The 16,024-nt window shown below is 45.7% G+C and carries 12 protein-coding genes; 8 read left to right on the plus strand and 4 right to left on the minus strand.

Annotated features, from left to right (window positions below):
- Window positions 1-282: 282 nt before the first annotated feature.
- Window positions 283-1,146 carry a Tab2 family RNA-binding protein gene (locus RIG66_RS07765; RefSeq protein WP_446376796.1) on the plus strand — a complete coding sequence of 288 codons (864 nt, stop codon included), beginning with the start codon at window positions 283-285 and terminating at the stop codon, window positions 1,144-1,146.
- A 68-nt stretch (window positions 1,147-1,214) separates the two neighbouring features.
- The gene (locus RIG66_RS07770) at window positions 1,215-2,543 is read left to right on the plus strand and encodes a TldD/PmbA family protein (RefSeq protein WP_446376798.1); all 1,329 of its coding nucleotides are present in this window, start codon (window positions 1,215-1,217) and stop codon (window positions 2,541-2,543) included.
- 183 nt (window positions 2,544-2,726) lie between these two features.
- On the opposite strand, the gene RIG66_RS07775 is transcribed toward RIG66_RS07770, so the two are convergent.
- On the minus strand, window positions 2,727-2,891 hold the full coding sequence (locus RIG66_RS07775) for a hypothetical protein (protein WP_446376800.1): 165 nt from the start codon (window positions 2,889-2,891) through the stop codon (window positions 2,727-2,729).
- Between RIG66_RS07775 and RIG66_RS07780 the strand changes: the two genes are divergently transcribed.
- Window positions 2,878-5,493, plus strand: coding sequence for a chloride channel protein (locus RIG66_RS07780; protein WP_446376802.1), 2,616 nt, complete (start codon window positions 2,878-2,880; stop codon window positions 5,491-5,493). The two genes, RIG66_RS07775 and RIG66_RS07780, sit on opposite strands and share 14 nt — an antisense overlap.
- Window positions 5,494-5,575: 82 nt before the next feature.
- Entirely contained in the window at window positions 5,576-6,205 is a 630-nt protein-coding gene (locus tag RIG66_RS07785; RefSeq protein WP_446376804.1) for a restriction endonuclease subunit R, read from the plus strand.
- 37 nt (window positions 6,206-6,242) lie between these two features.
- Here RIG66_RS07785 and RIG66_RS07790 read toward each other — a convergent pair whose 3' ends face one another.
- On the minus strand, window positions 6,243-6,815 hold the full coding sequence (locus tag RIG66_RS07790) for a Uma2 family endonuclease (protein WP_446376806.1): 573 nt from the start codon (window positions 6,813-6,815) through the stop codon (window positions 6,243-6,245).
- 390 nt (window positions 6,816-7,205) lie between these two features.
- A complete protein-coding gene (locus tag RIG66_RS07795) occupies window positions 7,206-8,213 on the minus strand; it encodes a hypothetical protein (protein ID WP_446376808.1) in 1,008 nt (335 codons plus the stop codon).
- A gap of 301 nt (window positions 8,214-8,514) precedes the next feature.
- Between RIG66_RS07795 and RIG66_RS07800 the strand changes: the two genes are divergently transcribed.
- Window positions 8,515-8,859, plus strand: a complete 345-nt coding sequence (locus RIG66_RS07800; RefSeq protein ID WP_446376810.1) for a hypothetical protein — start codon at window positions 8,515-8,517, stop codon at window positions 8,857-8,859.
- Window positions 8,831-10,159, plus strand: a complete 1,329-nt coding sequence (locus tag RIG66_RS07805; protein ID WP_446376812.1) for an ATP-binding protein — start codon at window positions 8,831-8,833, stop codon at window positions 10,157-10,159. The genes RIG66_RS07800 and RIG66_RS07805 overlap by 29 nt, the downstream gene beginning before the upstream one ends.
- Before the next feature lie 504 nt (window positions 10,160-10,663).
- On the opposite strand, the gene RIG66_RS07810 is transcribed toward RIG66_RS07805, so the two are convergent.
- Entirely contained in the window at window positions 10,664-11,332 is a 669-nt protein-coding gene (locus RIG66_RS07810) for a histidine phosphatase family protein (protein ID WP_446376814.1), read from the minus strand.
- Window positions 11,333-11,494: 162 nt separating this feature from the next.
- Here RIG66_RS07810 and RIG66_RS07815 point away from each other — a divergent pair, with 162 nt between their 5' ends.
- Both RIG66_RS07815 and RIG66_RS07820 read left to right on the plus strand, forming a co-directional pair.
- Window positions 11,495-11,797, plus strand: coding sequence for a hypothetical protein (locus RIG66_RS07815; RefSeq protein ID WP_446376816.1), 303 nt, complete (start codon window positions 11,495-11,497; stop codon window positions 11,795-11,797).
- Window positions 11,798-15,442 carry a PAS domain S-box protein gene (locus RIG66_RS07820; RefSeq protein ID WP_446376818.1) on the plus strand — a complete coding sequence of 1,215 codons (3,645 nt, stop codon included), beginning with the start codon at window positions 11,798-11,800 and terminating at the stop codon, window positions 15,440-15,442.
- The last annotated feature ends 582 nt before the right edge of the window (window positions 15,443-16,024 follow it).

The raw sequence follows: 16,024 nt of genomic DNA on the forward strand, positions 1-16,024 counted from the left end.
TGGTTTATTTCCACGAACAGTTTTTACTCCGAATACTTCTTGAGCTATACAATTCTTCTCTTCCTTGTCTACTTTCCTTCCTTGTCTCCCTTGTCTTATCCCCACCCTAAAGTAAAAAACCTACACCTGTCAGGCTCCCCCAGCTCCCCCAGCTCCCCCAGCTCCCCCATCTCCCCCATCTCCCCTATCCACTCGATTTGACCGCAACTTGGCATAAATCGTTCAGGGAGCGGATCGCTAACCCGTATTATTAGAAGAGGGGTTAGATTATACAGTCTTGGCATGACGATTATTTGGGAACTCGATTTCTATTCACGTCCAATCTTGGACGACAATCAGAAGAAGCTCTGGGAAGTCTTAATTTGTGATAGTCCTTTAAACATCCACCAATCCACAGACGACTTATTTCAGTACGCGCAGTTTTGCTCCAACCAGGAGGTCAACTCCTTATGGTTGCGGCAATCCCTAGAAGAGGCGATCGCGAAAGCTGGACAAGCACCGACAAAAATTCGCTTTTTCCGGCGTCAGATGAACAACATGATTACTAAAGCCTGCCAAGAGTTAGGCATTCCCGCGATCGCCAGTCGTCGCACATACACGCTGGATCACTGGCTCAACCAGCGGATCAAGGACGTTTATCCCCAGCAACCCGGATATCAGTCCTCAGCCGCCGCCTCTGCCTTTGTGCGCTACCAACCTCAAGTTCCTCAACCCTTACCCGACGCCATCCAGGGACAAAAATGGGCATTGGTTAGCTTGGAAGCCGAAGCATTTGCTGATATGGAGGAGTGGGACATTGACTTTGGTGAAGCTTTTCCCCTGTCCATGATGGATCTGGCTCCCGATACGCGCATTCCGGGCATGATTATTTTCTCCGATCGCGCCAAAGCTCTAGCCGCGTGGATGTCGGGTTTAGAACTAGCGTTTGTTAAATTTCAAGGAGGTGTCACTCCTCGGTTATTACTGGAAACGGGTGCTAGTGATAGCTGGATTTTAGCCAACCTCACCGATGCCCAAACCCTAGCGGAAGCTCAAGGCTTTGAATCTGCCAAAGAAAAGGCCCAGTCCATACATTTTCTCGCCGTGCAGTCAACACCAACCTCAGAAACCTTTGCTGGATTTTGGTTATTGCAAGAATTAACGTAGCCCTGAATGGGTTAGGGGTTTATCACCATGAGCCGGAACTATAAACAGAATCATTAAGCCTAAGTATTATGGAGTCTCCGAATTTGTCACCCGCTTTGTCCTCCGAACAACTCCTAGATCTGGCACTCAAAGCTGGAGCCAAGGATGCTGAGGTGTATCAGTCGCAATCGCTGTCTCGACCTGTACTCTTTGAAGCGAATCGCCTCAAGCGGCTAGAAAGTAGTCAATCAGAAGGGGTGGCGCTACGCTTATGGAAAAACGGTCGTCCCGGATTGGCGGTTGCTTATGGTGCAGTGAATCCCCAAGACTTAGTGGATCGCGCCATTGCCCTTAGCACTCTGAATGAATCGGAATCGGTGGAACTCACACCGGGACGTACCGAAGGTTATCCCGACTTGGGCAAATCCGTGGCGGTAGAAGAATTGGTCGTCATGGGCAAAGAAGCGATCGCTAAAATTCGGGACGCAAATCCAGAGGTTCTGTGTACCGCCGAATTGGAATGTGAAGCCGAAACCATCCGCTTGATCAACTCTCAAGGCTTAGATTGTCACTACACCGACACCACACTCAACTGTTTTGTCTCCGTCGAATGGGTGCGCGGCGATGACTTTTTATGCGTCTCGGATGGTCAAACCCAACGGGAACAGCTTAACGCCGATAAAATCGTACAAGCGATTCAGCAACGCCTCAACTGGGCGCAAAATAACGTTTATCCCCCTATCGGTCAAGTCCCGATTTTGCTCACCGCCAAAGCCGCCGATTTACTCTGGGATACCGTCCAAACCGCATTAAATGGAAAACAGGTGTGGGAAAGGGCTTCCCCTTGGAGCGATCGCTTGGGTCAAGTGGTCAGTTCCCTCAACCTTACCCTATCTCAACAACCGAATACGGGTCCCTATAGCTGTCCTTTTGACGACGAAGGGACTCCGACTCGACCCCTATTATTAATTCGCGAAGGACAGTTGCAACAATTTTATGGCGATCGCACCATTGGGCGATTACTGGGAACAGGCAGTACAGGGAATGGATTTCGTCCCAGCTTAGGCAGTTATCCCACCCCAGGTTTAGTCAATATCATGGTGCAACCCGGTAAAGGCTCATTGAGAGACTTACTGATGCAACTCGATGATGGATTGGTGATCGACCAAATCCTCGGTGGTGGGGCTGGCATATCTGGAGACTTTTCTGTCAATGTAGATTTAGGGTATCGCGTCTGCAACGGTACGATCATCGGTCGGGTAAAAGACACTATGGTTGCGGGAAATGTCTACACTGCCCTCAAGCAGATTGTTGCCCTAGGTGAAGATGCAGAATGGAATGGTCCATGTTATACCCCATCCTTAGTCTTAGAAGGACTCTCAGTGACCGCTTCTGAGCAAACCTCTATTTTGATTTAGCTCGTTAGGAGAGAGGGGAAGCTGGGGAAGCTGGGGAAGCTGGGGAAGCTGGGGGAGCTGGCGAAGCTGGGGGAGAGTAGGGGCAAGTTTCAACTTTAGGGACTAATATTGATTGTTATCCCTAGATTGGCTGCAAAACCTGTCCTGTTTGTAGGGGCGGGTTTTACCGTTGGCGTTTGGTTTTCACCCTGATGTCACTAAACCCGCCCCAATGGAGTGCAAGAATTCTTCAACGAATGACAAATGACAAATGACCAATGACCAATGACCAATGACCAATGACAAATGACAAATGACAAATGACCAATGACAAATGACCAATGACCAATGACCAATGATCAATCCCATACGTCAATGGTTACTGCCCAAGCGACGTTTGGCGATCGCAGAAGCTTGTTTAATTGGGGTGGTTTCTGCGCTATCCGCCGTGTTACTCCAACACAGTATTGGTTGGCTCGGTTCATGGCGGGTTCAAACTTCTGAACAATATCCACCATTTTTAGTTTTACCCGCGTTCGGATTGGTATTGGGAGCGCTGTCTGGATTCTTGGTCGAGTATTTGGCTCCTGAGGCTTCTGGGAGTGGTATTCCTCAGATTAAAGCCGCACTTGCTCAATATCCCATCGCTCTTGATTTGCGGGTGGCGGTGGTTAAACTCCTCAGCAGTATTTTCGCGATCGCGGGAGGACTTACTCTGGGACGCCAAGGACCCACGGTGCATATTGGTGCAGCGTTGGCGGCTCAATTTAGCCGTTGGTTTCCCACATCCCCCAGCCATCGACGACAGATCATTTCAGCAGGGGCGGCGGCGGGTTTAGCGGCGGGATTTAATACGCCAATTGCGGGTATTTTGTTTGTGGTTGAGGAGTTACTCCATGATTTTTCTGGGTTAACTCTAGGAACGGCAATTCTCGCCTCGTTTATCGGTGCGGTGATTTCTCGGATTTTAGGGGGGCGTAGTCTCGACCTGAACCTGGAATGGGGTGAAACAACTACCAGTTTTTCCGCTCCGGAGATTCCCTTTTATTTACTCCTGGGTGTTTTAGCTGGATTACTGGCAACCTTATTTAATCGAGGAATTCTGTTTTCCCTGACCCTACAGCGCCGCTTTCATGTCTCCTTGGCGGTGAAAATGGGGCTAGCGGGATTAATCTGTGGGTGTTTAGTTTCTCTATTACCCCCAGCGTTCCGCAATAATAGCGGCTTACGGGAGTTATTAATTACTGGGGACGCCAGTTGGCAGTTCACTAGCCTTGCTCTAGTGACCTACTTTTTTCTCGCAATCTTATCTTATGGTTCAGGCGCTCCTGGGGGGTTATTTCACCCGTCATTGGTTTTGGGTTCTGCCCTCGGTTATCTGATCGGCGTCGCCAAGTTGTCGTTTTTAGGGGTTGGGGAACCGACGACTTACGCCTTAGCCGGAATGGGCGCGTTTTTTAGTGCCGTATCTAAGGTTCCTATAACCGCGATCGTAATCATCTTCGAGATTACGGCGGATTTTAATCTAGTTTTACCGTTGATGATCACCTGTGTGGTGTCTTATCTGATCGCTGATCAACTCTCCAAAGGCTCACTTTATCAGCGTCTGTTGGAATGGAGAGGGTATACCTCCCCCACTCAAAAAGTAGACAAGGGTTCATTGGTTGGGTTAACAGCAGAGGATTTGATGCAACGACAGGTGGAAACCTTATCGCTGCACATGACTCTGGAGGACGCCTTGCAGATGGTATCTCGTTCGACGCATCAAGGGTTTCCTGTGGTAGATGAAGGGACGCTAGTGGGGATTATTAGTCAATCAGATCTTACACAGGCGACAAAAATGCAAGGCAATCCGCCCCGTTGTCCGTTTCCCGGCACCACACCCCTAGCAGAGATTATGACATCGCACCCGATAACGGTGAAGCCGACAGCGAGTTTAGTCGATGTGCTTTATCTGCTCAACCGTTACCACCTCAGTCGCCTCCCAGTCACTGAAGGGCGTAAGTTATTAGGAATTATTACCCGCAGCGATATTATTCGGGCGGAATTGGATCAACTTGATAGTAAGACAACTCAGACTAGATCACAATCAGAACCCTCTTATGTAGTTTATCAAACCCGATCGCCAGAAACGGGACGAGGACGGTTATTAGTTCCCATCGCTAATCCCCAAACCGCCCCGATATTAGTCAAACTTGCCGCCGCCATCGCCCGCGATCGCGACTATGAATTGGAATGTCTACAAGTGATTCTCGTCTCCCGCAGCACGTCTCCTGCTGAAACGCCAGTAAAAACAACAAAAATTCGTCGGTTATTACGTCAGGCGGAAAAGTGGGGACGAGATTGGCATGTACCCGTTCACACTCAAATACGGGTGAGTCAGGATATTACTCAAGCGATTCTAGACACCATTAAAGAACGACATATTAATTTGATGATGATGGGGTGGAAAGGCTCAACATCAACCCCTGGACGCATTTTTGGCGGGGTAGTGGATGGGGTAATTCGACAAGCGCCCTGTGATGTGATGGTGGTTAAATTGGGTGAAATGATGCATCCGCCTTATATCCCTCCCTTCTTTCAGCGTTGGTTGATTCCCATCGCAGGGGGTCCCAATTCGCAACGCGCTTTGGAATTTTTGCCAGCGTTAATTCCCTTAAGTAGTAAACCACCTGATATTCGATTATGCCAAGTCTTTGATCCAGAAGATACGATTACGGATACAACCGCCATAGAAGAAGCTAGCGACTTTTTAAAGAAACAAATCGAGGGTCGGATTCGCCGGATTCCCATTCGCGCCAGTGAGGTTTCTGATGCGGTGGTTTATATCGCCAATAACCAATTATGTGATGTCGTGGTTTTAGGCGCAAGTCGGGAAGGGCTATTACAGCTAATGATTCAGGAGAATATACCGGAAGCGATCGCGCGGCGGGTTAAGAGTACCGTTATTTTAGTTCGCAGCGTGACATAATCTGTCCACCTACTTAAAAGATTAGATTCCATCGACGGGTATTATAGAACGGGAAACAAAGAATAAATTTCACTCACTCGTTATGGTTCAAATCATTCAAGCCCAAGATATGAATTTACGCTATCTCATAGAAAACCATAGACTCCAACTGGTTGAAAACAACCAAATTTTTCCAGAGTGGCAGGAAGATTTATCCGATCTATCTGATTCCGACAAACAACAATTAGACAAAGTAAAAGCGGGTTATCTCAATCTGCTTAACTATCCACCATTACTAGAGGATGTGGTGAGAATGGCTGTCTTAGACCCTATTCTCTTCATTGGTGATTTTTATCTGGCTCCCTTTTACGTTAAATCCGAACAATCCATTGATATTATCGAGGAAGATGATGGTGTAATTATCAGGGGAAGAATTGATACATTAGTCTTAAAAAACCAGCTTTGGGTCATGGTTATCGAGTCGAAACGAGCCTCCTATTCCATTGAAGCCGGACTTGCCCAAATGTTGGCGTATATGCTAGGAAATCCCAATCCAGAAAAACCTAGCTATGGCATGATTACCAGTGGAGGAACGTTCATATTTGTCAAATGTGTTCAGGAAGACTATCCCCAATACGCGACATCAAACTTATTAGCGACTCGCAACCCTGGAGATTTGTACAGCGTTCTCAAAATTTTGAAGCGCTTAAGTCAAATTGTAATTAGTAGTTAACTTTTTTTAGTTGCCGAGTTCCCTCTCAAATGACAAATCATCCCAAAGTTAACCAATCAAAAACCTGATCAACGGTTAGTTCTAATTCAATTTCCCTGAGGATAGGTAACCTAGACGTTCCGGAAAGTAGTTCCACACGCTGGGTAGAATCGATAACCAGGATACTTTCTACTTCTGGATCAATTAACCATCCGAATTCAGTACCGTGGCGGGAACAGTGGAGGAGATTGCTGAGGACTTTGGTTTGTCTTTGATCTGGAGAAAGAATTTCTATTGCCCAATCGGGATGGATTTCAAAGCGATTGGCAATTTTGCCAGATGGTTCAATCGGTATTCTTGCCCAACGAAACACGGCGATATCAGGAATGATAGAATCACCGCCAAAGGTGCAGCGGAGTTCCGGGAATGCCTTGGCAATTTTGTTGGGTTTAGCGACTCGATCAATAGCTTTGCATAATTCAATCTGAATCAGACTATGTTGACCCTGCGGTGTATGTTTTTGAATAATGTCTCCATTGATAAATTCTGATGGTGGTTGAGTTTCTGGGAGGTTCAGAAACTCCTCTAAGGTTAGAGCTTGAGTGGCTGTTGTCTGATGATTTATACGCAAAGGATAACTCCTAGTATTAGCTTACCATTGATGAAACGATGTTGACTTTATAATTTATAATCTAGATAATCCAGTCCTTACCTTGCGGACGCAAGTTTGTGTAGCAGCGACTTGAATCGCCAGGATTCCCGTTATTTTTTCCAGGGAAGCTTTGTCCCCATCTCCGTTAGCGCTGAGAAGACTAAATAGAGGATGAGACAGCTAACACCTGCTAGAAAAAGAACTAAATCATTATCCATAATTAGGGGTTGCTGAATAAGTCTTGTGGTGGGGAGAGGGAATAGGGAATAGGGAATAGGGAATAGGCAACAGTTTTGTTTGTACCATTAGCACAAGAGAATCGCTATAATTCTGTGGGTTCAACCTCTCAAAAATTGCTATACGAGACAATCAGCGTTTTTTCTTTGACCCAGAAGACCGACTATTACTACTGCCAAAACCAGAGGAACGATTTCGGGATGAACTTGGCTTAGGTTTCGATTGGCTAGACTGTCTTAAATTACTACTTCCATAACCCGAACCCGTGGTTCTGCTACCTGATGAAGACGGGGAGGAACTTGTTGAGGAACCTGTCGATGTTGGTGCAGATTGAGTGGTTGTAGTTGGATTTGTTGTTCCCGGTGAAGCTTGAGGCGTTCTCGATTTATCCGTTGGCGTTGATGGGGTTGTACTGGATGAATTCGTGGATGCGGGTGAGGTTCTTGGAGTTGTAGTTGACTTTCGTAAGACTCCCGATGTGCGTAACTGATTGTTCCGTACCGCAGGCGGTGGTGTGTTGTGGTTGCTTTTATATTTCGTGACCGCTTGGTCATAACTTGAGGCATGATAGCCACTATGAAGCACTTGACCTGATCGATAGGGAGGTGGAATATAGTATCGAGGAGAATAAAAGTCCAGTTCAATCTCAATCTCCCCGTCACTCTCAAAGGGTTGCCAATAGGTTGATTCCTCCCGCACAATTACCATTTCATTGTTCCCGGCGGGTTCAGTAACCGCGTGGATATATTCAATCTGAAACTCTGGACTCAAATGCAACACCGCTTGGTTATTCTGCATTTGCAGATAACTTTGTTCCCCAGCATTGAGTTCCTCTGGCGTCAGGGGTATCATTTGCGGGTTCGTTGTGCTGTACACCGGGGGTGTAGAGTTCATTAAAAATAAGGTATACTGCCCATTGGCGTCATTGTAGGTCACTTGCTGGAGAGGATACTTCCCATTCGTGAGTCGAGTTTGAGACGATACTGTGTTAGTGTTTTGCTGTCTTACAGACTGAGAATAGTTAGTTGAATTCTGACAAGCCAGCGTTGTCCAACATAGCGTTACACTGAGAAGCACGGGAGTAAATTTGCGGAACGTTCGACGTGGCGTACCCATAACCGCTCCTAAATAATTTTTCATAGATACTATTGTAACTCCTGATTAGTTAAGGATGGTTAGACCTAACACCTCAGTTTAGCCAACAGCCAAACTGGGGATGAGTCTCTGTCTATTACTCAGGATTAGGTCTTGAATTATATGTGCGATCGCGAGTGTCGTTACATTTCTTAACCAACGTCACCTGTCCCCAATCCTGATAATTTCTTGACAACAAGACACCTATAGTATCCTGATTTCGGGTCAGGCGTCCAGAATAGTGAAGAGAAAACGGATGGAAGAGTAATCGCAATCCTCACATCGATCTAGCAATTTGTAGGAAAAAATGAATAAACGACTATTGAGTGTCAGCCTCCTGTTCCCTATTTTACTGCTTGAGGCAGGTCACAGTTTAGCGCATTCTGGAAGTATAGCAAATCAAGCGTTCGTATTTTCCAGCTCTCGCCCGAGAACGTCTCAGGTTACACTCGATAGGCAAGAGTCTCCCCCATTTTTCCTGGCTGCTAGGAAAGAAAAACCCAAAACCTGTCGGTGGGCGGGTTATTGTGACGACGAGGATAACCAGGATAATGCAACAAGTGCGATCGCGTGGCGAGATGCCGTGTCTTTCAACGACAATAGAATCAGGACGATGAGGACTTATGGGACTAGATCTACCGAGATTTTATAAAGCGTGCAATCCAAGCAAGCCCTTAACCGTAGGGGAAGTTGAAGATCAGCAGTATTATATTGATTTTTCCCCAGTGAGAGGGAATCGAATTATTCAGTCACTGCGACGCACCATTGCCTTAATTTCCCCCGATGAACCCACTTGCCAACTGTTTACAGGTCATATTGGCTGCGGGAAGTCCACCGAATTGCTGCGACTCAAAGCCGAGTTAGAAAAGCAGGGATATTATGTGGTTTACTTTGAGTCCTCCCAAGACTTGGATATGGCGGATGTCGATATTACGGATATTCTCCTCAGTGTAGCGGGTCGGGTCAGTGAAAGTTTAGAAGCGATTAAAATTAAACTCAAGCCTGGTTATTTTGCCAATCTGTTTAGTGAAATTGCCGACTTCCTGCAAACGCCGATTGAACTAAATGCCGAAGCTGAACTCTCGATTGGCATTGGTAAAATTACCGCCAAAACCAAAGAAAGCCCCAGACTCCGCCGCCGCTTACGGGAATATCTAGAACCCCGTACCAGTGGTATTTTAGAATCGATTAATACTGAACTGTTAGGACGGGCAACCAAGGAACTGCGGCGACGAGGAAAGGCGGGGCTGGTCGTGATTGTCGATAATTTGGATCGGGTGGATAATCGTCCGCTTCCCTCGGAACGCTTACAACCTGAATACTTATTTATTGACCGAGGTGACCAATTACGGAAACTGAATTGTCACGTTGTTTATACGATTCCGCTATCGTTAACGTTTTCCAATGATGTGGAAATCCTGAAAAATCGGTTAGGGGGTGGATTACCGCCAACTATTTTACCCATGGTTCCTGTGCGCGAACGGGATGGGTCAGAATGTAAAGAAGGGATGGATTTATTGCGGCAAATGGTCTTAGTGAGAGCATTTCCCCACCATACCCCAGCACAACGATTCGCCTTACTTCCCGAAGTCTTTGATAATACTGAAACCTTAGATCGTCTCTGTCAAATCAGCGGTGGGCATCTGCGGAATTTACTGGGACTTCTATTTGGCTGTTTGCGACAAATGGACCCCCCAATCTCGCGGGATTGTCTAGAAGGCGTGATTCGCGAAAGTCGGGATTACCTCACCTCATCCATTGATGATGAGGAGTGGGAGTTACTGTTTCAGGTAGTACAACAACAGACAGTGAAAGGAGACGTGGAATACACCACACTACTGCGTAGCATGTTCGTCTATGAATACCGCGATCGCTATGGGAATTGGTTTTCTATTAATCCGGCGCTGGAAGAGACACAGAAGTTTCAAGATTGGTTGAGAGAAAACACCTAAAATGGTTGTTGCTGCAATCCTGGTTAACGGTAATTGTCGGGGCGGGTTTAGGGATTCAATCATCACACACACCCCAAACAAAACAACAAAACCCGCCCTATCCCCACCACCAGATCACGAAATCTATTCTAATATTTCACGCGATCGCACGCCAATCATCCCCATCCTGTAGGGGCGGGTTTAGGGATTAAATCATGATACACACCGCAAACAACAAAACCCGCCCTATCCCCACCGCCAGATAACAAAATCTATCCTAATATTTCAGGCGATCGCACGCCAATCACCCCAATCCTGTAGGGGCGGGTTTAGGAATTAAATTATCAGACAACACCTCAAACCAAACAACGAAACCCGCCCTATCCCCACCGCCAGACGACGAAATCTAATCCCCGGCGGATCGCATCCATGAATTGAACATTTTCGGTAATGCAGGGCGGGCTTTGTAACATATTTATTGGTTTTCCCGCCAATTTATTCCTCAACCCGCCCCTACCTATTCATTTATTTAAAAATTCCACCTTTCTCTATAAAATCTGGAATAATTAAACGATGCCAATCCAATTTCATCAACTCAGTATTACCAAATCTCTGACCCAATACATCCACCGAACTGGTATTTTCCGTGATGATGCCCACCAGAATCCGGATTGAACCAATGTGACTACAAATCAGAACCTTATTCACCTCACTCGTTTGTGTCATTTGAGCCAGATCAATCAAAAACGAGAAAATTCGTTGGGCTAATTGGGCATAACTTTCGCCATTTTCCGGGGCATAATTTAAATCGCCAGCCGCATATTCAGGAATAAATCTGAGTTTGCCTCCTTCTAATACGCCTAAATTCCGTTCATTCAGTCGCTTATCTTTGTGGATACTGCCCACGCTAATATTGCCGCTATTTATCGCAATATCTAAGGTTTTATAGGCGCGTTTTAATCCAGAGGCAAAGGCTAAATTGTACTCTGGATCAAGTTGAGTTCCTAATACCTTGGCTTGTGCTTCGCCTTGCGGCGTTATGTCTACATCTTGAGAACCCGCAATTCGCTTTTCGGCATTGACAGTGCTTTGAGCATGGCGGAAGATGTGTAAGGTTACCGGAGTTGCTAGAATCAAAGGGTGCTTTAGGTGGTTGCGGATGTCTTGCCAACTGAGAATTTTGTCATTTGTCATTTGTCACTTGTCCTTTGAGGCAATCGGAAATCAGGTACGGGGAATTACGCCATTTTAATGCACATCAGTTTAGCGGATCAGTATAATACTACTATTTACTATTTAGGGTAGCGTCTTACACAAAAGTAATACACCATAAGATACTCGACACAACGACGACTTATGCGATCTGTACTCAAAAAAATTCGCCCATTTTCTCTGAAAACTGTTCTAATTGTTCCCTTCGTTTTACAAATTGTCACGGCGGTGGGATTAGTGGGATATTTGTCCTATCGCAGTGGGCAAAAAGCCGTTGAAGATCTAGCAAACAAATTACTTGAAGAAACCGCCGAACGAGTTAGCGATCGCGTCAACAGTTATTTTGACCAATCTCGTCAATTTGTTACTCTGAATCGATTAGCTGTGGAACAAGGAGATTTAGATCTAACCGATGTTGATCAAGTTTACTGGCGACTCTGGCGATAAATGCAGGTATCTGATGCTCCGACTGCACTAGCCTATGCGAGTTCCACAGGAAGGTTTATTGGCGTGGCACACGATAAGTTAGGTATAGTTTCTCCTCCAGGTTCTTATATTAAAGCTGAGTTAAAAGGGACTGCACCAGGAACGCGAATCTATTCCCTACTCGATGAAGCGGGTCAAGTGATTGACACTGCTCAACTGCTGCCCAACTGGGACGCAAGAGAACGAATGTGGTATGAAGAAACAATTCAGGAAAATAAACTAATTTGGACAGAAATCCATCCATTGATCGGGACGCCTGTTGCCGCAATAAACATATCCACACCTGTTGATCAGAATAACAGATCGAAAGGTATTTTTTATGGTGTTTATATTCTTTCTTTTATCAGTTCTTTCTTGACCAAGTTAGACATTTCTACCTCTGGACAAGTATTTATTATAGAACGTTCTGGGGATTTGGTCGCCACCTCAACGAAAGAAAAGGCTTTTGTCAAAAATATTCAGGGCAAACAACTCATCCGGCTCAAAGCCACTGAAAGTGGCCATAAATTAACGCGGGCGACGATGCAAGCTTTACTCAATCAAGAGGATAATCTAGCATCAATTCAACACGCCAATTTTACCTTTTTCTACGAGGATTCCACCCAAACGCAATCCCAACGCCAGTTTGTTCACGTTGACCCCTATCAAGATGACTATGGCTTGGATTGGTTGATTGTCACTGTTGTGCCAGAGTCGGAATTTATGGCGCAAATTTATGCAAATACCCGCACGACAATTATTCTTTGTCTCGCCACTCTCATTATCGCTACAGGGGTGGGGATTATCACCGCCCGTTGGATAACTCAGCCGCTACTCAAGTTAAACAAAACTGCCAAAAACCTTGCTCAAGGAGAATGGGACAAACCTGTTGTAATCCAGCGCCAGGATGAAGTCGGAGAATTGGCGAACTCCTTTGCTCAGATGGCAACTCAACTACAATCCTCGTTTACGGAACTTCAGACTCTAAATAGGGCATTAGTTGAGAGTGAAAGCCGCCTGAATCAAATCCTAGAAGCGATTCCAGTTGGTGTATCCGTTCATGATATTAGCGGACAAATTATCTACGCGAATCAGACATCAAAGCAATTACTGGGGATCGACACCTTACCGGAAGCCAAAACCGCAGACTTATCAGAAACGTTTCACGTTTATCAGGCGGGAGGTGAAAATTTGTATCCCGTAGAAGAAATGCCCCTAGTTCGGGCGTTTCAGGGTGAAAAAGTGAGAATTGATAATATAGAAATTCGCTTACCCGATCGCACGATTCCGCTGGAAGTCTATGGCACGCCAATCTGGGATGAAACCGGAACCATTGTCGCCGCGATCGCCACATTTTTCGATATCACGGAACGTAAGCAAGTCGAGCAAATTTTAGCCGACTATAACCAGAATTTAACGACTCAAGTTCGGGAACGAACAGTAGAACTTAATGAAGCCCAACGCCTCGCTCATTTGGGCAATTGGTCATTCGATGTAAATAGTAAAAAAATTAGTTGGTCGGATGAAGTATTCCGAATTTATGGACGTGATCCGAGCCAGGGTGAACCTAGCTACGAAAAGCTTTTGCAACAAATCCATCCTGATGATGTTGCCCAGTTTCAGCATAATGTTGAACAAGCCATAATGCAAGGGAAATCATACGAGTATGAACAGCGAATTTTCCTGAGTGATGGTTCAATGCGGTATGTTTTGGCAAAGGGAGAAGCCGTATTTAATTCATCGGGACAAGTGGTTCAACTGTTTGGCACGTTACAGGATATTAGCGAACGTAAATTGATCGAGGAACAGTTACGAGAGAGTGAAGAAAAATTCCGCCAACTGGCAGAAAATATCCAAGATGTTTTCTTTATTCTCTCTAACACCGGAGAAATGCTCTATATCAACCCCGCCTACGAACAAATTTGGCAGAGAACTCGTCAAAGTTTGTATAACAATCCTCGTTCTTGGTTAGACTTCGTTTTCCCAGAGGACTATCCTTCAACAGTTGCTGCGATGGAACGACAATTACAGGATGCTACTGACTTTGATCACGTTTATCGGATTACTCGACCCAATGGAGAAATCCGCTGGATTCACGCCCGTTCATTTCCGGTTCCTCATCAAAATACTTACCGCTTTGTCGGGATTGCGGAAGATATTACCGATCGCAAACAAATCGAACTGGCGTTAACAGAAGCCAAAGACACGGCTGAAACAGCGAACCGGGCGAAAAGTACCTTCTTGGCGAATATGAGTCACGAATTGCGAACCCCCTTGAATGCGATTATGGGGTTTACTCAACTGATGCAGCGCAGCAGTACGTTTCCGGCTGATTATCAAGAGAATCTTCAGATTATTTACCGCAGTAGCGAACATCTACTGATGCTGATTAACCAGGTGTTAGACTTATCCAAAATTGAAGCAGGGCGGATCACCCTCAATCAGACCGTTTTTGACCTGTATGCCTTGTTGCACGATGTAGAAACCCTGTTCCAAATTAAGGCAAGGGACAAGGGATTACAGTTACTGCTTGATTACTCCAGTCAAGTGCCTCAATATGTACAAACTGATGCGGTGAAACTGCGCCAGGTGTTGATTAATTTACTCTCGAACGCCTTTAAATTTACCCAGGAAGGGGGGATATCGGTGAGAGTGTCACGAGGTATTGATGTCGGGGAAACTCCTACCGCTAATGAACCTGACGAGATTTCCCTCCAGTTTGAAGTTGAAGATACAGGCGCGGGAATGGCGGCGGCGGAATTAGAGACTATTTTTGATGCGTTTATTCAAAGTAAAACTGGGAAACAGCATCAGGAAGGAACAGGATTAGGGTTATCGATTAGCCGTGAATTTGTCCGACTCATGGGCGGTGATATGACGGTGGCGTCTCAAGTGGAACAGGGTACTGTTTTTAGGTTTGAGATTAGGGTTAAATTAGCCGACGCCAGCCAAGTTCCCAGCCAACACCCTCAACGGCGTATTATTGCTTTAGAACCTAACCAACCCTGTTATCGAATTCTAATTGTTGACGATCGCGTAGATAACCGCAAACTGCTGATCCAACTCCTCAATCCCCTGGGATTTCTCCTCCAAGAAGCGACGAATGGCAAAGACGCGATCGCGATTTGGCAAAGTTGGCAACCGCATCTAATCTTTATGGATATGCGGATGCCGATTATGGATGGGTATGAAGCCACACAACGGATCAAAGCCACAACTCAAGGTCAAGCCACGGTGATTATTGCCGTTACTGCTAGCATACTCAACTCCCAAAAAGAAGTTACCCTCTCCATAGGATGTGATGGATTTATCCGCAAACCTTTCCGCGATAGGGAGATTTTTGACGCGATTCACCACCATCTGGGTGTGAACTATGTTTATGAAGATATAACTGCATCAACCCCACCCAGCCAAACCCCAGCCTATTCCTTAACCCCAGACTCTCTAGCTGTCTTACCCGCCGAATGGTTAGAAGCATTCCACCAAGCGACAATATTGGGTGATATTGAGTTAATGCTGAGTCGGATTGAGGAAATTCGCACCTCTCACGAGTCCCTTGCCAACGCCTTGGCTGAGTTGACGAATCAGTTCGAGTTGGAGAAGCTATTAAGCTTAATCGGCTTGTAGTTAGGGAACCTCAGTCCTAAATTCCCTTGGGTTGAGCGAAGTCGAAACCCAACCAATCCCAATGTAGGGGCGCATGGCGTGCGCCCATCAAATCGGTGAGCCAGTAGGGTGGGCATTGCCCACCAGCCATAAATCAGAACCCTAGCGGATTGAGTCTTTTGAACCTTCCCAGCTTACAGAATCTTCACAGAAGCGGCAGTTTTGTAAATATTTTGTAAATATTTTGATCAAGTGTCTGAGATATTTGCCGTATAATTGACTTTGAATTAAGATATTCTTAATATAATTTAAAGAAATAAACCCTCCGGGTCAAAACGCTAACGTGATGATTAATGTGACAGAATCTCAGAAATTCAGACTCTGATACTCTGCCGCTTGAATCGTGAAACGAATCTACCCCCTAGATTATCGTTTCGAGGGGTCAGATAGGGTGCAACATTCTGGAAAATTAGGATAACAGAATGAATTTTAGTTACGACTACCACTAAATTTTAAGGGCACAAAAAAAGCAAAAGCTAATTAGAGCTGATCAAAGCTTGTCACTTGTTGTTTTTTATACAGTAATTGAGTACAATAAATCTG

It is taken from the genome of Coleofasciculus sp. E2-BRE-01, assembly GCF_040221695.1.
Lineage (GTDB): Bacteria > Cyanobacteriota > Cyanobacteriia > Cyanobacteriales > Coleofasciculaceae > Coleofasciculus.

Bases quoted from the DNA above. Each gene is read 5' to 3' on its own strand.
- RIG66_RS07765 (WP_446376796.1), top strand. From the start codon at position 283: ATGACGATTATTTGGGAACTCGATTTCTATTCACGTCCAATCTTGGAC.
- RIG66_RS07820 (WP_446376818.1), top strand. From the start codon at position 11,798: ATGCAGGTATCTGATGCTCCGACTGCACTAGCCTATGCGAGTTCCACA.
- RIG66_RS07800 (WP_446376810.1), top strand. From the start codon at position 8,515: ATGAATAAACGACTATTGAGTGTCAGCCTCCTGTTCCCTATTTTACTG.
- RIG66_RS07775 (WP_446376800.1), bottom strand. From the start codon at position 2,891: ATGGGATTGATCATTGGTCATTGGTCATTGGTCATTTGTCATTGGTCA.
- RIG66_RS07815 (WP_446376816.1), top strand. From the start codon at position 11,495: ATGCGATCTGTACTCAAAAAAATTCGCCCATTTTCTCTGAAAACTGTT.
- RIG66_RS07805 (WP_446376812.1), top strand. From the start codon at position 8,831: ATGGGACTAGATCTACCGAGATTTTATAAAGCGTGCAATCCAAGCAAG.
- RIG66_RS07810 (WP_446376814.1), bottom strand. From the start codon at position 11,332: ATGACAAATGACAAAATTCTCAGTTGGCAAGACATCCGCAACCACCTA.
- RIG66_RS07770 (WP_446376798.1), top strand. From the start codon at position 1,215: ATGGAGTCTCCGAATTTGTCACCCGCTTTGTCCTCCGAACAACTCCTA.
- RIG66_RS07785 (WP_446376804.1), top strand. From the start codon at position 5,576: ATGGTTCAAATCATTCAAGCCCAAGATATGAATTTACGCTATCTCATA.
- RIG66_RS07795 (WP_446376808.1), bottom strand. From the start codon at position 8,213: ATGAAAAATTATTTAGGAGCGGTTATGGGTACGCCACGTCGAACGTTC.
- RIG66_RS07780 (WP_446376802.1), top strand. From the start codon at position 2,878: ATGATCAATCCCATACGTCAATGGTTACTGCCCAAGCGACGTTTGGCG.